At 48.0% G+C, this 19,833-nt stretch carries 14 protein-coding genes and 1 pseudogene; 5 read left to right on the top strand and 10 right to left on the bottom strand.

All coding sequences use genetic code 11. The annotated features are described in order from the left end of the window. Window positions 1-203 precede the first annotated feature (203 nt). From W01_RS09235 to W01_RS09200, 8 genes are all read right to left on the bottom strand, one after another. Window positions 204-434, bottom strand: a complete 231-nt coding sequence (locus W01_RS09235; RefSeq protein WP_173054064.1) for a hypothetical protein — start codon at window positions 432-434, stop codon at window positions 204-206. A 159-nt stretch (window positions 435-593) separates the two neighbouring features. Further along, the gene (locus W01_RS09230; protein ID WP_173054062.1) at window positions 594-1,337 is read right to left on the bottom strand and encodes a ParA family protein; all 744 of its coding nucleotides are present in this window, start codon (window positions 1,335-1,337) and stop codon (window positions 594-596) included. 237 nt (window positions 1,338-1,574) lie between these two features. Further along, complete coding sequence (gene sixA, locus W01_RS09225) at window positions 1,575-2,027, bottom strand: phosphohistidine phosphatase SixA (RefSeq protein WP_173055887.1); 453 nt, start codon at window positions 2,025-2,027, stop codon at window positions 1,575-1,577. Between the two features lie 222 nt (window positions 2,028-2,249). Continuing rightward, on the bottom strand, window positions 2,250-2,999 hold the full coding sequence (locus W01_RS09220) for a GNAT family N-acetyltransferase (protein WP_173054060.1): 750 nt from the start codon (window positions 2,997-2,999) through the stop codon (window positions 2,250-2,252). Window positions 3,000-3,184: 185 nt separating this feature from the next. Next, the gene (locus W01_RS09215) at window positions 3,185-4,015 is read right to left on the bottom strand and encodes a lysophospholipid acyltransferase family protein (RefSeq protein ID WP_173054058.1); all 831 of its coding nucleotides are present in this window, start codon (window positions 4,013-4,015) and stop codon (window positions 3,185-3,187) included. Window positions 4,016-4,362: 347 nt separating this feature from the next. Beyond that, entirely contained in the window at window positions 4,363-6,261 is a 1,899-nt protein-coding gene (locus W01_RS09210) for a pyruvate kinase (RefSeq protein WP_173054056.1), read from the bottom strand. 32 nt (window positions 6,262-6,293) lie between these two features. Beyond that, window positions 6,294-7,001 (bottom strand): phosphate signaling complex protein PhoU, encoded by a 708-nt coding sequence (gene phoU / locus W01_RS09205; RefSeq protein ID WP_173054054.1) that lies wholly within the window; start codon window positions 6,999-7,001, stop codon window positions 6,294-6,296. A gap of 309 nt (window positions 7,002-7,310) precedes the next feature. Beyond that, window positions 7,311-8,357 (bottom strand): PstS family phosphate ABC transporter substrate-binding protein, encoded by a 1,047-nt coding sequence (locus W01_RS09200; protein WP_173054052.1) that lies wholly within the window; start codon window positions 8,355-8,357, stop codon window positions 7,311-7,313. A gap of 407 nt (window positions 8,358-8,764) precedes the next feature. Here W01_RS09200 and W01_RS09195 point away from each other — a divergent pair, with 407 nt between their 5' ends. Then, window positions 8,765-10,237, top strand: a complete 1,473-nt coding sequence (locus tag W01_RS09195; protein WP_173054050.1) for a porin — start codon at window positions 8,765-8,767, stop codon at window positions 10,235-10,237. A 512-nt stretch (window positions 10,238-10,749) separates the two neighbouring features. Here W01_RS09195 and ppk1 read toward each other — a convergent pair. Both ppk1 and W01_RS09185 read right to left on the bottom strand, forming a co-directional pair. Continuing rightward, a complete protein-coding gene (gene ppk1 / locus W01_RS09190; RefSeq protein ID WP_173054048.1) occupies window positions 10,750-12,852 on the bottom strand; it encodes a polyphosphate kinase 1 in 2,103 nt (700 codons plus the stop codon). A 395-nt stretch (window positions 12,853-13,247) separates the two neighbouring features. After that, a pseudogene (locus tag W01_RS09185) lies at window positions 13,248-13,479 on the bottom strand (endoribonuclease YicC domain-containing protein); the annotation flags it as partial. Here W01_RS09185 and W01_RS09180 point away from each other — a divergent pair. From W01_RS09180 to pepN, 4 genes are all read left to right on the top strand, one after another. Then, window positions 13,455-13,796, top strand: coding sequence for a toxin-antitoxin system TumE family protein (locus W01_RS09180; RefSeq protein WP_242006924.1), 342 nt, complete (start codon window positions 13,455-13,457; stop codon window positions 13,794-13,796). The pseudogene W01_RS09185 and the gene W01_RS09180 overlap by 25 nt on opposite strands. Beyond that, window positions 13,777-14,121: an HVO_A0114 family putative DNA-binding protein gene (locus tag W01_RS09175; RefSeq protein WP_173054046.1), complete on the top strand. Its 345-nt coding sequence runs from the start codon at window positions 13,777-13,779 to the stop codon at window positions 14,119-14,121. Before W01_RS09180 ends, W01_RS09175 begins: the two co-directional genes overlap by 20 nt. A gap of 152 nt (window positions 14,122-14,273) precedes the next feature. Continuing rightward, window positions 14,274-16,772: an N-6 DNA methylase gene (locus W01_RS09170; RefSeq protein ID WP_173054044.1), complete on the top strand. Its 2,499-nt coding sequence runs from the start codon at window positions 14,274-14,276 to the stop codon at window positions 16,770-16,772. A gap of 356 nt (window positions 16,773-17,128) precedes the next feature. Continuing rightward, window positions 17,129-19,798, top strand: coding sequence for an aminopeptidase N (pepN, locus tag W01_RS09165; protein WP_173054042.1), 2,670 nt, complete (start codon window positions 17,129-17,131; stop codon window positions 19,796-19,798). Window positions 19,799-19,833 lie beyond the last annotated feature (35 nt).

The raw sequence follows: 19,833 nt of genomic DNA, 5'->3' as shown, positions 1-19,833 counted from the left end.
AAGCTTTTGATGATGGAAAAAGAACGCGCACCACATTGCGTACGCGTTTAACCGGAAAATGGTGATCTAAGCGGAATTAGTAAATGAGGTGTTTGTTGTACGTACTTTGAATTTAAGGGTTGCCAGGGCCGTATGTAAAACGGCAGCATGGGATAAGAGTTCCATACACCTGGACCGCAAATGTAAGTACTTGGCACAGCTGACTAACGTTTCTTCATCCAGTCACGAAAAGTAACGGGTAGCACGCGTTCGCAAAAGTGGGTAAACATTTGGCGTTCAATCTCTTCATTGGCGTTATTTAAATAAACACTCATTTTAGATGCGACTATGTGGTATCTCACTCGATGCGACTCTCGCACTTCCGCATTAATGATAGCCGAGCTCAAAGCTGGCATGTGGTACGGTTTCTTAGGTTGCAGAATCAGGTTAAGCATCGTTGTCTCCTTTGAATGTATGGACGCAGGATAGTGCAACGATGTTTCAGGGATATGACAGAAAAATAAAGAATTTATTAAAGGGGTGCCGTAGCTTTTGTTTAGAAAGGCAGGAGATTAATTTCTGAGCTAATCGATCTCACTCTACAGAGCTGATCTTCAGCTCATGGATTCTTTTATTTCTGCCCATAATGACTCATAAGCCAAAGCTGCCCGACACGTTGGAGCATAGCTGGCAAGGGCTGCGCGATTAAGCCCCATCCGTTCTATATCGCTGGCATAGGGAATAGTCGTGTTAAGCAATCCGGTTAAAGTTTTTGGTGGCTTTTCAACGATAAGTCGATGGAGCTGTTTGCGCATGTCCACCATGGAAAAAAATGACAGCACTTGAAGCTCATCCAAATGACTTTCTTTGCAAAACTTTAGAATCTGGTCGAACGTTCGCAAGGATAAAGTAGAAGGAATGGTCGGCACTAACAAGACGTCAGCCGCCTGAAATACGTTTTCGGATACTAGCGAAATACTGGGCGGACAATCCAGAAAAACAAGGTCATAGTCGTCATCCAGACTCTGAAGCAATTTTCGTAATTGCCGCGTTGGTTTTTTTGCATCTTCCAAAAATAGATCCATATTGCGGAAGGAAAAGTCCGCAGGAATAAGGTCGAGATTGGCATAATCAGTTCCCTTGATTAGCTCATCCAAACCTTGCTTGCCATCCATAAGCGTTTTTAAGCCTCCTTTAATCTTCGGTTTGACACGAAAGTAGAAAGAAGCCGCACCTTGCGGATCCAAGTCCATAACCAATGTGCGGGCACCTTCACGACTGGCCAGATAAGCTAAATTGACGGCCGTTGCGGTTTTACCCACACCCCCCTTGATGTTGTAGCAGGCAATAATTTTCATGTGAGCGTGCTCCTTGTGAATCTTGGGGTTTAGACAGTCTCCTGAAAGCTATGCGGTTCTTATTTTCTGCGAAGGGTCGCAAAAGGGTGTATTAAATCTTTCTTTCACTGAGTCCATGTGCAATATGACAAGAAGCGTAGCTAAAATTTGATTTTATTCGACACCCGGAGCGACCGTTTTTTATTTTTAATAATGAAAAGAAATGGGGACATTTAGAAGCGGTATTGACTTCATGGCCTAAAGAAATTCTGGCGACATCACCGCGCGCAATATGGTTTGGGTTTCATTATCGTGTAAGCGGTTGCTAAACCACCACACTCCCCCCTTCTTGACGCTCCACTCAGCCTCGACGCCCGACAGCAACGCCGCAGCTATGCGTCCCAAGGTAGGCTGATGGCCCACCACAACCACTGCACCCTTGGCATTCGGCCAGCCCGCTGCTTCCATTACTGATTTGACGGATGCTCCTGTGCCGACTTGTCTTGTGATTTCGAATTCCAAGCCCAAGGCATTTGCCGTCTGGTGCGCCCGTTTTGCCGGGCTGACAAGGATGCGCGTACCCTTGGGAAGATGGGATTTGAGCCATTGCCCTACCTGCTGAGCCTGTTTTTCGCCTTTTGCTGTAAGTTTACGAGCATCGTCCGGCACGCTGTCCTTGGCATCTGCATGCCGCCATAAAATAAGATCCAAAACTCCGCCCTCCGATAATAAAACAGCCATTCTATACCCTGCATTCCATACTCTGATTTTACTACAGCCACTCAGGCTGCTCGGAACTAGATCGGGCACTTCTATAAATTGCGACGAATCGCATCAAATGAAAGTATTTAATGGATATTCCCAGGAGGTCACCTATGTTTTACATCTCTCCAAACATGTCGCAAATGGAGCTATATAAAGCATATATATCAACTATTTACTGATGAAATGCTTGGCATATTTTTCGTTTAACCTGGACATGGGCAACAATATGAATAAGTCGGCAGTGTTGAAATCTGGATCCCAAGCCGGTTCACCGCCAATATAAGCGCCCAAGCGTAGATAGCCTTTAATTAACGGGGGGATGTTGACCTCAAGCGTACTGTCTAATGCCTCCAGCGGCAACGGACAGCGAGGAAACACGCGATATTCAGCGGGCGCCGCATACAGCTTGTTCAATTTTTTAAAAATGCTGGCAGCGTAATGTCCGCCATCGTTCATGCTGATGCTGGCGCAACCAATCAGGTATTCATGGTTGTTCATGTGCATATAGTCGGCGAGACCGCTCCATAGCCGGGCGATGGTTACGCCATCGCGGTAATTTGAATGCACGCAGGAACGGCCAACTTCAACCATGCGGTCACGCAGGTGGGACAAGCGCGTCAGGTCAAACTCGGTTTCTGCATAGTAGCCGCAAATGGTTCGAGCGCGGTCGGGAGGTAATATTCGATAGGTACCGATCACCTTGTTGGTGCTGTTATCGCGTACTAGCAAATGTTCGCAATAGGGGTCGAAAATGTCGCTGTCAATCCCGTCATGTGCGCCAGGCAGAAAGGCGCCCATTTCTTCAGCAAATATTTTATACCGCAGACGTTGCGCTTCCTCAATTTCTGAGTCGGTTCTAGCCATACTGAGGGTAAGCCTGTTATGCGGCAGATGGTGTTTTTGGTTCAGATTTAACATCGTTGTCTCCATGCGTGGGGTAAGACAAATTTAACGATGGTCTGTTGCAGGGGTATTACAGGCAGATTAAGGATTGATGAAATGTACGTGTCATTTGCGTACTAAATTGTTGGATTAAAGCCCATGTTGAGCAACAGCGAGGGGTTCAACTACAGAAGTGCAAGATTGCGGAGGAGATGGTGACGTTATTCTATTGTATGACTGGCATGGCCAGATGAAAGATTGACCAGGGTCGTATGGATTGCTTCTCGTGCCTCGGAGGCCAGCATACGGCGGTTTTTTCCTGTGCATGGGATTGCCGGTAAATAAACCAGCGTGACATGCAGGGAGGGGCTGCACAGAATTTTCCATAGTGACTCGATAAATGTCATGTCGTCCACAAAAGCCGCATCGCCGTTAGCCTTACCCGTCCCATCATGATAGCGGATAGCAACCGGACAAATAGTGGATCCAATATCAACAGGGCCTTGCAGCAGTGAAGAATGAAAATGGCCCAGCTGAGTGCCATCGGAGGTAGTCCCCTCCGGGAACACGGCGATGTGATCTCCCTGTTCGAGTATTCCTTTAATTTGACAGTTGATACGCGCTGTCTCCTGTCGGATGTCACGCTTAATGAACAGGGTGTTAATACGGTGAAATATCCAGCCCAAAAAGGGCCAATCGCCCACTTCAGATTTGGCGACAAAATAGGTCGGAAGCACTGCATTCATGGAAACAGCATCCAGCCAGGAGATATGGTTGGCAACAATCAGGCGGCCCTGTGCAGTTGCGTGATGGTAACAACCATAAGTTTCCAAACCAACGTGTAGTAAATCCAAAAACTTGCGTGACCAATATTGTACGATGTGCTGTTGAGTTGATTTGTTCAGCAACGGAATAGCACCCGCCAGTAGCATGCCATAAATTATATGGAGCGCTATGCGTACGCCCCGAAAGCAGGCTGTTGGAGTACTTGTCAATTGCGGTGCTTGATAGGGAGTTTCGCAGCTGTGAGAGGTGGGATTCAAAATAGCCATATTGTTTTGTCCAAATATTTATAAGAAATGGTTTTATGGCATTAAGCGCGAAAAATATTACACCTGTATTAATTACTTTTTATTTGGAAAAATAATGTTGTTACGAGCGAGTTTGGCGGGGGTGTAGATAGGTGGGTTGGTGGAAAGTCGGGCGAATATGCGGTATGTAGGGTCAGAGACGCGGAGAGTGCCTTATTACTATCCAACAGATTAAATGCGAAATGGTCGTGTCAGGGTAATACAATAATTATTCATTTGATGATATCCGTCTGCTTGAACTGATACCGGGGTGGATCTGGAAGCTTTGAATATCACCGTAGTTTATTCAGGTGCATTGCTTTGCAGAATTAGGAATGTGAATGAAAAAACTGGGCCAGCTTCAACTTGCGCATCATTGAACTTTTTTTGTTTTGATGACTTTGCATGCGGCACAGAATACCGTTTAGTGTTTCAACCGCCTGCAATATATGTTCGCCTTTATTTAACATCACGCATTCAGCTTGATTTCCTAAAGCGGCGTCTGAGATTTCAGCGCGTGAGGGAATTCCATTTTTGGCTAAATTTTCCAGCACTTGAGTCGCCCAAATCACCGGTACATGTGCTGCCTCGCATATCCAGAGAATTTCTTCCTGCACTTCGGCCAGTCTTTGATAACTGCATTCCACCGCCAAATCACCACGCGCGATCATTACTCCGAAGATAGCGGGTGAGCGCATGGCTTCCAGTAATATGTCAGGCAGATTCTCAAAACCACGCCGTGTTTCGATCTTGAGTATGATGCCTAGATGGCGCTTGTCGATACGGTCGATCTCTTTAACTAAGTCGACGACATCTTGCGCGGAATTCGTAAAGGACATGGCAACGAGATCGGCATGCTCAACCACAAAATGTAAGTCTGCGCGATCCCGTTCAGTCAGGGCGGGCAAGTGCAACTGACTATCCGGCAAATTGATCCCTTTGTCTCCGCGCAGTTTGACGCCACCAGGTTTTGCATGCGAAATACGTATATGCAAACCTTCGGCGTCATTTTTCTCAACCACACCGCCTATCTTGCCATCATCAAACCAGATTGCGTCCCCCACTTGGGCATCCTGGAGTACCGCTGTGAGGGTACATCCTATTGTTGCCGGATAGCGCACTCGGCCGGCCTTGTCCAGTTTTGCAGGTACACCAAGTTGTAAAGACGGGGTAAGAAGTAATATGTCGTCGCATTGAAGCAGGATGTATCCATCTAGTTGAGGAATATTGCCCACCCTGGTTTCATGCATGCGTGACGATGATTTATGTTTTTTAGGGAGATGTTGCAGTATCGTGCCCGACACAACAAAGGCTGAATTTACCGACTGCGCCCATACGGCACGCTTATTAATTCTAATTATTTCTAGATGACGGCTACGGCCAGCTGTATCTATAAAGTGAATGCTATCTCCGGGGGATAGGCGCTTTAGCCAGTCAGGACAAACAGGTAAGCTCGCATCAGCTGTCACGGGTGGCACAAGATTGGATGTTTCGTCAAATAGCCAGATCTTGGCCGGCGCAATCATCCTGCCATATGCATCTCGTTTTGGACGGATACGCACTATGGCAGGGCCGGGTTCAACTGGCCCGGTTCGCAACTTGGGCCCCGCCAGATCCATAAGAATTTTGCAGGTACGCCCGACTTCACGCTCAGCCTGCCGCAAGTGCTGAATCATATTTTGCCAGGCATTCCTATCATCATGGGCACAGTTGATGCGCATGCAATCCATGCCATGGGCTAACAAGTCACGAATCAAGCTGTAATTGCTAGCTGCCTCGCTGGGCATTGTGACCATGATTCTGACCTGACGTTCCAACGATCCCGGACCCAGCAGCACTTCAGTATGGTGGCGCAACAAACCTGGGCCACTAATGAAACTTGGTGTGGTCTCTGCTTTCAGTTCTGCACGCTCCACCCCACAAAGCCGGTCCAGCATTGCAAGCACGGCATCAATGCTCGCCAGCACATGAGCTTCGGATCGTCCAAACGAGGACAATCCCAATTGCGCTAAACGAGATTGCAGGGGACGTAAATCATGTCGACGTAATGCGATGTAATGCAACAGGTTGCGTGCGCTTTCTTGTTGCTCAGGAATAACCCCTGAGATTGCTATCAGGCTGCTTGTTTCCAGATCGATCAAACTCTTACGGATAGATACGATTTTCTTTGCTAAGGCAGCATATTCCTTCGTTTTGCTATCTGTTCGAGATGGTTTTGTATTCCCCATGGAGTTAAATGCTACGTGTCGGTGTTGGTAAGTTACTCTAACACTTCGCGCTCAATTTCTTCCACGGTGACATGGCGCACGTCCTTACCCTTGACCATATAAACCACATATTCGGACATGTTCTTGGCATGATCACCAATGCGCTCAATGGCCTTGGCGACGAACAGAATTTCCAATGCAGTGGAGATGGTGCGCGGGTCTTCCATCATGAAGGTGATGAGGTAGCGCATGATGGTGCGGAATTCCTCATCCACCAATTCATCCTGACGCACCACCTGAGCAGCGTAGGCAAGATCAAGACGAGCAAAGGCATCCAGCGATTTACGTAGCATGTCCAGAGCGAGGTCTGCGGCATGCTTGATTTCCGTATAACGTGGCAGGATGAGACTGTTTCTTTGTGACAGCAGCTTGCCCATGCGTGCAATTTTTTCCGCTTCGTCGCCGATACGTTCGAGATCAGTAATCGTCTTGATCACCGTCATCACCATACGCAAGTCACCTGCGGCCGGCTGGCGGCGAGCAATAATCTGGTTACAGCTCTCGTCGATTTCTACTTCCATCGCGTTAACACGATGATCATCATTAATAATGCGATTCATCAGGGGCACATCGCCATTAACCAGCGCCTCAATAGCGAATCGAATTTGACTCTCCACCAGTCCACCCATTTGTAATACGCGCGCACGCACCGCTTCCAGTTCGGCATCAAATTGCCTGGAGGTATGTTCAGTGGAGACCATGATTCAGATCCTTTTAATGGCTAGATTAGGCGATACTACTCGCGTTCCGTGACAATTTTGTTACAGGATAAGCTAATCACAGCGGTCATTTGTGTGCATTATTGATTATGTAGAGAATATCTGAATAGGTCGTCTAAATTGTCTAGAGCGCACACAGGATTGTCTTTTACTGAATTAGATATTAAATAGGCTTTGCTGGGTACGCAAAAAAACGGGGCATTCAAAGCCCCGCTTTATCCTGCACTTTAGTCACTATCTTCGCACCCCATCAATTTTTCTCTTATAAACTGTAATCATGCACAAGGAACATTACGGAAAAATCCTGCCTTCACGTTTCATGAGCACTTCATCTGACACCCCGACCTCGGCTATACCGCTGAAATCGATATCGACATGGGACTTACCACCGAAACCAGAGCCCGTTTTACTCTTCATAAAATTATCCAGTGCCAGCTTGTAGGCGGCATCTGGCAGGGGTATGTACTTCACTTCCTCGACCACATTCGATGCTTGCTTGAGATAAAACTCAACAAACTCCTTGACCTCGGGTTTTTGTGCAGCTTTCGCGTTAACGTAGATGAAGATAGGACGTGAAAGGGGTCGATAGGTACTGCCCTTAACCGTTTCCAAGCTGGGCAGCACGGGCGGCTTACCTTCTGCTGATCTAATGGGGACAACTTTCAGTTTATTGATGTTTTCGGCGTAATAGGCATAGCCGACGTAGCCAATGGCATCCTTATCGCCCGAGACACCCTGTATCAGCAATTTGTCGTCGTCAAACACAGGGTAATCGAGACGACTGGATTTGGCCTTGCCCACAATCACTTCAGTGAAAAAATCGAAGGTGCCTGAGTCAGAATCCGGCCCAAATAATTTCAAAGGTGCATTGGGCCAGGCCGGGTTAATCTGATTCCAATTAGTCATTTTTCCTTGCGCTGTTGGCTCCCACATTTTTTTGAGCTCGGCCACGGTCATGCTATTCACCCAATTATTTTGAGGATTGACCACCACGGTCAGCGCATCGTAAGCTACAGGCAGCTCAATATATTTCATGCCGTGCTTGTTGCATTCCTTCATTTCCTCATTCAGGATCGGTCGAGAGGCGTTGGCGATATCAATCTCTCCACGGCAGAGCTTCTTGAATCCGCCGCTGGTGCCGGAAATGCCGACGGTCACTTTAATGGCGTCTTTTTTGCTTTTCTGGAACTCTTCACTCAACGCTTCCGTAACAGGATAGACAGTGCTTGAACCATCAATCTTGATGATCGCGACGGCGCCCGCAATGGTTGGGGTGCTCATTAATATACTCAATGCAGCGGTCACACCAAGTGCTTTAAGACTGTGCGATTTCAACATTTTTCTCTCCATTCGGTTAAGTGGGTCACCGCCACAGGGCAGCGTCACTATATTAAGCTCCTGATGTTGCAGAATTGTGACATCTCTGATTCACCCAATACAAATTATTGATGAACTTGAGGTTCATGCAAAACTACTCATAAGTATTCATAACGTTTTCTGTTTATTACATTACCCAGATTGCCGATTAGTAAAAGTTTCCCTTTTTACCCCTGTAGTTTTATATCTCCATGCCCTGCTCTTCGCGAATGAGGCGGGCTCACCCAAAATGCCGGGCAATCAGCGTTTCATTAAATATCTCCACGCGTTGGCGTGTCATAAAACTGTCATCTTCATTCTTTAGAATGTTTGCACGACCCAAGAATAACCTTGAGCGGATGAAGTTTTTATTTTTCCTGGAGAAAAGAATGCAAGCATCCAAAAGCCATGCAGTTAAGCCAAACATTAGGAGCAGATTAAGGCCAACCATATTATCAGTCGTCTTGCTGGCTCTGCTGGGCGGTGCTGCGATTCCTGCACAGGCTATCCAGCTGTATGTGGATACACAGACTCAACAAGTATTTACTTCACCGGGCATCAACAGAGTCAAACTCAGCGAATTTGAGGAAGTAAATGAGGCCCTGGGCAAAGTCCCACCTGAAGAACTTAAAACACTGGAAACCAGGCTCCGTCAAAAGAAAAAGAAGGAGGAGCTTAAAGCGACGGAGGAATTGACAACAGCCCTGACGCCCAAACCAAACTGGACTGACAGGATCAGTCTGCGTGGCTACGCCCAATTACGTTACAACCAACCTATATCGGGAGATAACGTCAATCTAGCATCTCCCGCTGATAAATTTATCTCGGATAACAACAGTTTCGGAGTTCGACGCGCTCGTATAATCCTCTCGGGCGATGTTACCGACCATCTTTACATCTACATTCAACCGGAATTCAATTCCGGCCCAGACGCAGGAGATTCGCAGGGTGGAAAGCTTCAGATTCGAGACTTCTACTCCGATATTTCTTTCGATGATAAGAAAGAGTACCGCATTCGTGCCGGTATCTCCAAGATCCCTTTCGGCTTTGAAATACTCCAATCGAGCCAGAACCGTTTAACGATGGATCGCGCCGATGCCGTCAATATCGCGTCCCGTGACGAACGTGATTTGGGTGCGACATTCTACTGGGCGCCCGCGCACATCCGTGATCGCTTCAGGGACTTGGTACGCAGTGGTCTCAAAGGCACGGGCGATTATGGCGTATTGGGCTTGGGTGTTTATAACGGCCAAGGTCTGAACCGTGCCGAACGCAATGATAACCTCCATACAGTGGCTCGCTTATCCTATCCGTTCAAGTTCGACAATGGTCAATTCTTCGAGGCTGGTATATCAGCATTCACTGGAAAATATGTCCCAAGTTCCAGCCAGATTTCAGTTGGTGGTGTCAACGTCACCCCTACGTTTAATAGCAAGGGCATACGGGACGAGCGCATGGGCGTGCATGCGGTGCTTTATCCCCAGCCATTTGGCCTGCAAGGTGAATGGAACTGGGGCAATTCACCTCAATTGAGCGTTGACCGTAAACGAATCGAGAGCACCAGTCTTAATGGCGGTTACGTCCAAGCCATGTACAAACTGGATAATGCCCATGGTAGCTGGATTCCCTACATTAAATGGCAGCGATACGATGGATCCGAAAAATTCTCAACGAATGCACCTCGCTCCCACTTGCGGGAAACAGAAGTCGGGGTTGAGTGGCTCCCCAGGCCTGAACTGGAGTTGACCTTAGCCTACGCCAATATGGACAGAACCAATATAAATACTTTTGTTCCATCTTTGAATGACTACAGACAAGTTAAAGCCGATATGCTTCGTGCACAGTTGCAGTGGAATTTTTGATTCTCTGATGAACTTTATTCCCATAGGGAGGTATTGAGAAAGGTTCTATTACATTAGCTGAGTAGTGCCGGGTACTTTAGTAAGTTTTGTAGGCGCGCATTAGATCTTGGCATAATTAACTTGCCAGTGAATACATTGGGTCTGCGAAGGGTATCTGGTCTTGAAATTTGAAATTTAAACCATCGGCTTTAGCCGGTGGTTTAAGAATTTATGCAGATAGAGCATACATTTCCAATGTAACTGTAAGCTTTTAGAACGACGGCAAGCGGTACTGCTCTTTTGAAATTTCGTTTATTTTGGATAACAGTTTGCGGTTGATTTTGAGGGTGTTCGTAAAGCGATATTACCTTCGGCGCGCTCAATAACCGACCGTCACACTTGGGAAATGTTAGGGTGTTGGGATGAAGAAATCAGGGAAAGCATTACAAACAGTTGAATGCTGAAGAACGCGCGATAGTTATACTGATGAAACGGAAGTAGACTTAATCAGCGTAGCTTACTCCCAAAATCGCTTATACCATCTTAGCAGGCGCCGCAGCCTCGGCGAGCTGTTGTAATAATGAAGATTGCGCGCATTTCAGTACATAACGGCCAGGAGTCTTCGCTCGATAATGCCCATCCGAATCCATTTCCCAAGCCTGAAAGTTATCCCGCATATACGCTTTCAGTCCTTCATCGATCACACGTTTTTTCAGTTTCTTGTCGAGCACGGGAAAGCACACCTCTACACGACGAAAGAAATTGCGATCCATCCAATCGGCGCTGCTCAGATACACGTTATGCGCCAGGTTATTGCGAAAATAGAATATGCGCGTGTGTTCCAAAAAACGGCCAATTATCGAGCGCACACGAATATTTTCGGATAGTCCCGGCACTCCCGGACGCAGCGCGCATACCCCACGTACAATAAGATCCACCTTCACTCCGGCCTGCGATGCTTCGTATAGCGCCCTGATAATTTCTGGTTCAAGTAACGCGTTCATTTTGGCGATAATGTGCGCCCGCTTACCTGCCTTGGCGAGTTTATTTTCATTCTGAATAGCGCGCATAATTTGGCTATGTAATGAAAAAGGCGATTGCCACAAATAATTTAATTTATTCGCTTTGCCCAGACCGGTCAGTTGGGTAAACACCTCATTAACGTCTGCACACATTTGCTCATTGCTCGTGAATAGGCCGAAGTCCGTATAAAGCCGAGCAGTGCGCGGATGATAATTACCGGTGCCCAGATGGACATAGCGGCGCAGCTTGCCATCCTCGCGCCGTACTACCATCAACATCTTGGCATGCGTCTTGTGCCCCACAACGCCATACACCACATGGGCCCCCACTTCTTCCAAACGGCTTGCCCAATTGATGTTGGCTTCTTCATCAAAACGCGCCAGTAGTTCAACGACGACAGTTACTTCTTTACCATGTTTGGCAGCGGTGACAAGCGCTTCCATTAATTCTGAATCCACACCGGTGCGGTACACGGTCTGTTTGATGGCAACCACACTTGGATCGGCGGCGGCTTGCTGGATAAGATCGATGACAGGTTTGAACGATTGGAAAGGGTGATGCAGCAGTACATCGTTTTTGCGGATGACTTTGAACATATCCGCACCCTTCTTCAGCAAGTCGCTGGGTATGCCAGGCGTAAAAGCAGGGAATTTCAGGTCATCACGCGCTACCTGGTCGGGGATACCTATCAGGCGCACCAAGTTTACCGGGCCATCTACGCGATACAAGTCATCTTGCCCCAGCTCGAATTGCTGCAACAAATACGTGGCTACCTGGGGCGAGCAATTATCTGTGACTTCCAGGCGCACAGCATTACCGAAGTGCCGCTGCGGCAATTCACCCTGTAAACTGATACGCAGATTTTTCACCTCTTCCTCGTCTACAAACAGATTACTGTTACGCGTAACACGGAACTGGTGGCAGCTCAACACCTCCATTCCGCCGAACAGCTCGCCGACATGAGCATGCAGAATGGACGAAAGAAATACGAAGCCATGCGCACATCCGCTAATTTCAGGCGGCAACAGGATGGTGCGCGGCAACACGCGCGGCGCCTGCACTATGGCCTTGGCAGAATTGCGCCCGAAGGCATCTTTGCCTACCAGCTCGACAGCGAAATTCAAACTTTTATTAAGTACACGAGGAAAAGGGTGCGATGGATCAAGGCCGATTGGGGTAAGAACCGGCATCACTTCACCCAAAAAGAAGTTTTTAATCCAGGCTCTCTGAGCTTCATTCCAGCTAACGCGCCGCAGGAAACGGATGCCATGCATATCCAGTACAGGCAGAATATTGCTGTTCAGTAGGCGATATTGTCGCTCGATAAGACGATGCACCTGCTCCCGTACTTGCTTAAGAGTCTGGCGGGCATCCATGCCGTCTGGCCCGGCGGCAACACTTTTAAGATTAATTTGTTCCTTCAACCCGGCGACACGGATTTCAAAAAATTCATCCAGGTTGCTGCTGACAATACATAGGTATCTCAGGCGTTCCAGAATCGGGATGCTGGCATTTTCTGCTTGCGCCAATACGCGCTGGTTGAACTCAAGTTGACCTAGCTCACGATTAATAAAATGCGGTGAGCGAAAATCTTTACCTGTTTTACGGTTCATTTATAGTTACCAGACTGCGCATGAAAGTCTTGCTTTATTGACTGTAAAAAATATACCATTTTCGAATGGTAATCGACATTTATTACAATATTATTACGTCGTGTAATACACCCTTTTTTCGATAATCAGAGGTAATACAATTAAGTAATTGGAAGCACCAAGTGAACGATTGCGTTGGATAGTGGATTTCAGACCAACGTAAAACGAGCAAGAGCTCGGCATTACATCGATTGTGTGTATCAGTAAATAGGCAGCAAAAATGCTTCCGGTACATTTGTTGGTGCACGGCAATCGTACGCTTTCAGACAGGAGGTGTGCAACCGCAAGATATAATAAAGCCGCATGATTAGCGGCTTTTATTGGGTTGCTGCAATGAAGTACGGCAGCATGAAATGTTATTCCAAATTTTGAATTTGTGCACGCATCTGTTCAATCAACAGCTTCATTTCCATGGATGCACGCGAAACTTCTGCGTCGACGGACTTTGAGCCTAGCGTATTCGCCTCGCGATGTAGTTTCCTGCATCAGAAAATCCAGTCGCTTGCCTACTGTTCCGCCTTGGACCAGCACTCGCTTCATTTCTACCAGATGAGTTTGCAGACGTGACAACTCTTCATCCACATCAACATGTTGTTATTGTCTCCAACATGAAAGCCCGCGAATTATTCAACCGATGCGTTCCTGTTGCGGAGCAGGCCTATGCGGAAATGGTGCTGTGGGAAATGCCCGAGCTGCTTTCCGGCAGCAAGCATCGCTACAAATATCGTCTGGCATTCGTCGTTGTCGGAAAGTGTGTGCTGCGTTATGACAACGAATCAGGCAAGGGCGATCATAAACACGTGAGTGGCAAGGAAGTGAAATACCGCTTTGTTTCGGCTGACAAGCTGGTGGCGGATTTTTTTGAAGATGTGAAGAGGTGGCGCGATGAAAACAGTAACGATTGATGTACGACCATTGAAGGACACGCTGGGCGAATTCACCAAGACATGGAAGAGCGGCAAGCCTACCGCGCCGCGCATCAGCTTTGAATCGCCCGAACTGCTATTCAAAGTGTTGTCCGGCAAACGCTGGGAACTATTGAACGCAATGACTGGTGCAGGCGCGATGTCCATCCGCGAGGCGTCGCGTCGCGTCGAGCGCGACGTCAAAGCCGTGCATGGCGATGTAACCACATTGCTTAACGCTGGGCTGCTGTCAAAAACAGACGATGGCATGATCGTGTTTCCGTTCGATGCCATCCATGTGGACTTCATGCTCAAGGCGGCTTGAGGTAAGGATCAATCGAGTCCGACCCTATCGATCCTTAGGGTACCCCCTGATTCATGTTTATGGGTGGGAGGCTAGGCAAATGAATGCGCGATCTTTGCTGGAAACCGTGGCCTGTCCCCTATTATTGTTTTTCCAAAATTGGAATAATTTGTATGAAGAATAAATTCTGTGACCTCCAAGATTTGGATAATGAAGCTTCTGTTGAGGCGCGTTTTGTCGATAAGTTGCTTGATGACCTTGGATTTGTCTCTGCCGAAATTAAGTTAAAAACATCTCTTCGAGAACTGAAAGTAGGAAAAGGAAGCAAGTCTTCCTTGTACAAGCCTGACTACGCAATTATTTCATTGGGGATGCCAACGTTAATTGTTGATGCGAAAGCAACTACGGAGGTGATATCTGAATTTGAGCAGCAGTGTTCGTCTTACTGCCTGGAAATTAACAAAGCATATGACCATAACCCTGTTAGGTATTATTTGCTCAGCAACGGCGTTAAGACAGCCTTGTATAAGTGGGATGTTCAAAAGCCAATTCTTGAGCTTGAGTTTCAGGATTTCGATAAGGGGAAAGAAAAATATAAAGAGTTGCACAAAATAATTGGAAAAAAAGCACTAGCTGAATCGGCTGAAGAACAAATGGCGTTGGTGGACAATGCTATTTTTCAATTTGAAAAAACAACTCTTGAAGGTTTAAGTGATTTGTTTCAGAGGATGCACCAGTATATTTGGGCAAAAGAAAAAAAGAGTCCAAGTGCAGCTTTTGAAGAGTTAATGAAAATTATCTTTGTGAAGATCCAGAAAGATCGCGAAATTCACTCTAGATTTGGCGTGGATCCAAAGCCAAAATATAAAGATGTTGTATTCAGTACGCACTGGATAAATAGTCAAACAGAGAATGAAAGCCCAATCAATGATCCTTTGTTCAAAAACTTGGTAAAGTCGCTTGAGGAAGAAATTAGGAATGATAAGAAAAAGCGCGTTTTTGACGAGAACGAGCAAATTAAGCTTAGTAAAGACACAATTAAATGGATAGTTAAAGAACTGCAGCATATTGATTTCATTTCGATGGAGGAGGATATCCACGGCAGAATGTTCGAGACGTTTCTTGATGCAACTGTGCGTGGTAGAGACCTTGGTCAATTTTTTACACCCCGTGATATTGTTGATCTTATGGTTAATCTTGCTCAAATCAAGGTCACTAAAACAGGCGTGCCAAAAGTTCTAGATGCGTGTTGTGGTTCTGGCGGCTTTCTGATTTCAGCCATGGGTAAGATGATTCAGGATGCAAATGCATTGGTCGGGGTTACGACCAAAGAGCGTGCAGCTTTGATTTCATCAATTAAAAATGAATCCATATTTGGAATCGATGCTGGTAGTGATCCTGCTATTTATAGAATCGCCAGAATGAATATGTATTTACATGGGGACGGCGGTAGTCATATTTATCATGCGGACTCTCTCGATAAAACATTGGGGCCTGTCGGTAATGCATCGATTGAATATAACAAACAGCTAAAGGAAGTCCGTGAACTAGTTCTTGGTAATGGTTTGACGTTTGATGTAATTCTGTCTAACCCACCGTTTTCACTAAAATATTCAAGGGATGATGAAGAGCAGGGGCATGTTCTAAATCAATATGAAATTAGCGTCGACAAGTCTGAAGGAAATGTTCTAAAAAGTCTGCTAAGTAGCGTGATGTTCTTGGAGCGCTACAAGGATTTGGTAAGTGATGATGGGAAAATTCTCGCAGTTATAGATGATTCAGTGCTTTCTGGTGCATCTTATGCTCATGTAAGAAATTATATTCGTGAACAATTTATCTTGCTTGCCGTAATCTCTTTGCCTGGGGATGCATTTAAGCGCGCCTCTGCCAGAGTTAAAACATCGATTTTGTATTTACGTCGCCGTAAGGAATGTGAGGTGCAAAGCGATGTATTTATGGCATCTTCAGTTTGTTTAGGCATTGAAGAAAAAACCGCGAGACGTATAGGAATAGATGCTGCAACCCTCTCAACCCAAAAGCTTGTCGAAGCTCAAACGATTGTTAAGAGTTTTGAAAATTATTTAGATGGAAAAGCAGGTAACTATACCGTGCCAGCTTCTAGAATTGCCGACAGAATGGACGTTAAATTCTGCATAGCTGATGGCGGGCGGAAAACCTCAATTTGGGAAGCAAAGAAATTGTCGATTTGCTTAATACAGGATGTCCTTCATCCAGCGGCTGGCCGGAAATTATCCGTTCTTGAAACAGACGCCTATCAATTTCTACGTGTGAATTATGATGGGGACGTAATTGAAGGCGATATTATCGAGGGAGCCGAGTGTTCATATTCAGCCTTGTACGTTGTTAAATCGTGGGATATTTTGATGTCAAACATGGGAGTTGGCAGAGGTGCCGTTGGAATCGTCCCCCCCTTTCACTCAGGTAAATTCGTTTCGAATGAATACACGATTCTTCAGGCCGATTCAGAGGAAGAGGCGGTTTACTACTGCAACCTGTTACGAACTAAGGAAATTCTTGGCGACATACTCGCCAGTACTACTGGTATGAATAGAGGTCGAATTAAATGGGACTCAATCTCAACAGTAATTGTGCCGAAGTATGTACCAGGCAATGCAAACATTGTAAAGATTACATCTGACTTGAAATTGTAAAGATTACATCTGACTTGAAAGATTACTGGGAGTCATTTGCACGCTACTCGGACGGACGTAAGAAGCACATGGCAGCTGTTGCTTTGGAGTTGGATGTGGATGGGCCTAGCTCGCATCGCAGGTGGCTAGCTTTCAAACCTCCTGAATGAAAAAATAATTAAAGGGGCCTGCTTCGTTTTTTTATGGTGTAATCTGATGAGTTTCAAAAAAATAAAACGAAGCGGGCCCCTTTGTAAGCACGGGGTCATAGGAGCTTGGATCAATAGGATCAGACTCCATCGATTCAAGCAGAGAGCCCTGCCAGCCCCGACCCTGTTAAAATCCGCTTCTTCTCACATCCTCTTGACCTGCCGCTCATGACCCAGAACCCGACCCAGAAACCACCCGTCACCATCCATCGCAAAGACTACACTGCCCCGGCCTATTGGGTGAACACCGTTGAAATGGGTTTCGATCTCGACCCCGCGGCAACGCGTGTGTCCACGTGCATCACCCTGCAGCGCAATAGCGCATCGCCCAACAAGGAAGTGGAGCTGCTGGGCGACGGCGTCAAGCTGGTGGCCTTGCGTATGAACGGCAAAACGCTCCGCAAAGGTGTTAAGGGTTACTCGATAGCCGACGGAAAATTGCGCATCGCCAATGCACCGGACGAGATCACGCTGGAGATCGAGACGCTGGTTGAGCCCGAGAAGAATACCTTGATGATGGGGCTGTATATTTCCAACGGCAATTTCTTTACCCAATGCGAGGCCGAAGGTTTCCGCAAGATCACCTGGTTCCCCGATCGCCCGGACGTGATGGCGAAATACACGGTGATGCTGCGCGGCGACAAGAAAAAGTATCCGGTGTTGCTGTCCAATGGCAACCTGATCGAACAGGGTGATCTGCCCAATGGCCGCCACTATGCCAAGTGGGAAGACCCGTTCAAGAAGCCTTCCTATCTGTTTGCGCTGGTGGCAGGCAAGCTGGTGTGTCAAGAAGAAAAATTCAAATTAAATAGTGGACGAAAAGTGCTGCTGCAAGTGTGGGTGGAGCCGGGCAATCTGGACAAGACGCAGCATGCGATGGATTCGCTCAAACACAGCATCCGCTGGGATCAGGAACGCTACGGGCTGGAGCTGGATCTGGACCGCTTTATGATCGTCGCGGTGGGCGACTTCAACATGGGCGCGATGGAAAACAAGGGCCTGAATATCTTCAACACCAAGTATGTGCTGGCCAACCCCAGCATCGCCACCGACACCGATTACGCCAATATCGAGGCGGTGGTCGGCCATGAATACTTTCATAACTGGACCGGCAACCGCGTGACCTGCCGCGACTGGTTTCAGTTGTCGTTGAAGGAAGGCCTCACCGTGTTCCGCGACCAGGAATTCTCTGCCGACATGATCGGCACGGACAGCGGTCGCGCGGTGAGTCGCATTGAAAATGTGCGCATGCTGCGCCAAGTGCAGTTTTCCGAAGATGCGGGGCCGATGGCCCATGCGGTGCGGCCGGACAGTTTTGTGGAGATCAGCAATTTTTACACGGTCACGATCTATGAAAAAGGGGCCGAGGTGGTGCGCATGGTTCAGACTCTGCTGGGGCGTGAAGGCTTTCGCAAGGGCATGGACCTGTACTTTGAACGGCATGACGGGCAGGCGGTTAGCTGCGACGATTTCCGCGCGGCGATGGCACACAGCAGCGGGCGCGATCTCGCCCAGTTCGAGCGCTGGTATAGCCAGCCTGGCACGCCGCAGCTCAAGGTGCAAAGCCACTACGACGCGGCCAAACAGACTTATAAATTGACGCTCAGCCAGCGTTGCAAGCCCGTCGCCGGACAAAAGAAGCCGCTGCCTTTCCATATCCCCGTTGTGGTTGGCCTGCTCGATGCACGGGGCCGCGACATGGCGCTGACTCTTGAGGGTGCCGCATCTTCAAAACCTGCCACCTCCTGCGTGCTGGAGCTGACCCAGGCAAAACAGACGTTCATCTTCAACCGCGTCACCACCAAACCCACGCCATCATTACTGCGCAACTTCTCTGCCCCGGTGGTGATGGAATATGACTATTCCGACCAGGAGCTGGCGCAGCTGATGGCGCATGACAGCGATGCTTTCAACCGTTGGGAGGCCGGGCAACGCCTGGCGATGCAACGTCTATTGAGTTTGATCAAACAGGTGCAGGCGGGTGATGCGCTGACGCTGGATGAGTTGTTCATCAACGCCTTGCGTACCACGCTCATCGACACGGCGCTTGATCCGTCTTTCCGTGAGGTAGTGCTGACGCTGCCTTCGGAACTGATGCTAGCCGAACAGTGCGAAGTGATCGACCCGCAGGCGATCCACACTGCGCGCCAGTTCATGCGCAAGACAATCTCTGCAAGACTCAAGGCCGATTTCATCGCCGTCTATGCAGCCAACCTGACACCCGGCAAATACAGCCCCGATGCCAGATCGGCCGGCAAGCGCGGGCTGAAAAACCTGTGCCTGTCTTATCTGCTTGGCTGGCAAGATGAATCCACGTTGCAACTGGCCCACGCGCAGATCGACGCAGCCGACAACATGACCGACCGCTTGGCCGCGCTGATGGCGCTGGTGAATACCGGCAGCAAGACGGCACAGCAGCCATTGAAAAACTTCTATCGGGATTTCAAAAACGAGGCGCTGGTGGTGGACAAATGGTTCAGCCTGCAGGCGGTCGCGATGCATACCGATGTAACAGCGGTGCGCAAGCTGATGACCCATCCCGCGTTCACGCTGAAAAATCCCAACCGCGCACGCAGCCTGATCTCCAGTTTTTGCAACGGCAATCCGTCACAGTTCCATGCAGCGGATGGCAGCGGTTATGCCTTCTGGACAGAACAGGTGATCGCGTTGAACAAGCTCAATCCGCAGGTGGCCGCACGTTTGGTACGCACGCTGGATCACTGGAAAAAATACCAGCCCGCGCTGAAACAGCAGATGCAGGCCGCGTTGCAGAAAGTCGCCGCAACCAAAGGCTTGTCCAAGGATGTGCAGGAGGTGGTGTTCAAGACGTTGGGGTGAGGGAAATCAAAGGGGCTAGCAGCTCCCATGTTCTC

Origin of the sequence: Candidatus Nitrotoga sp. AM1P, assembly GCF_013168275.1 — a bacterium.
Lineage (GTDB): Bacteria > Pseudomonadota > Gammaproteobacteria > Burkholderiales > Gallionellaceae > Nitrotoga.
Note: the sequence above shows the minus strand (reverse complement) of the source record. Positions and strands in the feature narration are given on the sequence as shown.

What these genes read in the sequence shown, in the direction of transcription:
- W01_RS09235 (WP_173054064.1), bottom strand. Translation starts at nt 434, where the DNA reads ATGCTTAACCTGATTCTGCAACCTAAGAAACCGTACCACATGCCAGCT.
- W01_RS09170 (WP_173054044.1), top strand. Translation starts at nt 14,274, where the DNA reads ATGAAGAATAAATTCTGTGACCTCCAAGATTTGGATAATGAAGCTTCT.
- W01_RS09210 (WP_173054056.1), bottom strand. Translation starts at nt 6,261, where the DNA reads ATGGGGAATACAAAACCATCTCGAACAGATAGCAAAACGAAGGAATAT.
- W01_RS09220 (WP_173054060.1), bottom strand. Translation starts at nt 2,999, where the DNA reads ATGTTAAATCTGAACCAAAAACACCATCTGCCGCATAACAGGCTTACC.
- W01_RS09175 (WP_173054046.1), top strand. Translation starts at nt 13,777, where the DNA reads ATGAAAACAGTAACGATTGATGTACGACCATTGAAGGACACGCTGGGC.
- W01_RS09230 (WP_173054062.1), bottom strand. Translation starts at nt 1,337, where the DNA reads ATGAAAATTATTGCCTGCTACAACATCAAGGGGGGTGTGGGTAAAACC.
- pepN (WP_173054042.1), top strand. Translation starts at nt 17,129, where the DNA reads ATGACCCAGAACCCGACCCAGAAACCACCCGTCACCATCCATCGCAAA.
- W01_RS09200 (WP_173054052.1), bottom strand. Translation starts at nt 8,357, where the DNA reads ATGTTGAAATCGCACAGTCTTAAAGCACTTGGTGTGACCGCTGCATTG.
- phoU (WP_173054054.1), bottom strand. Translation starts at nt 7,001, where the DNA reads ATGGTCTCCACTGAACATACCTCCAGGCAATTTGATGCCGAACTGGAA.
- W01_RS09195 (WP_173054050.1), top strand. Translation starts at nt 8,765, where the DNA reads ATGCAAGCATCCAAAAGCCATGCAGTTAAGCCAAACATTAGGAGCAGA.
- W01_RS09215 (WP_173054058.1), bottom strand. Translation starts at nt 4,015, where the DNA reads ATGGCTATTTTGAATCCCACCTCTCACAGCTGCGAAACTCCCTATCAA.
- ppk1 (WP_173054048.1), bottom strand. Translation starts at nt 12,852, where the DNA reads ATGAACCGTAAAACAGGTAAAGATTTTCGCTCACCGCATTTTATTAAT.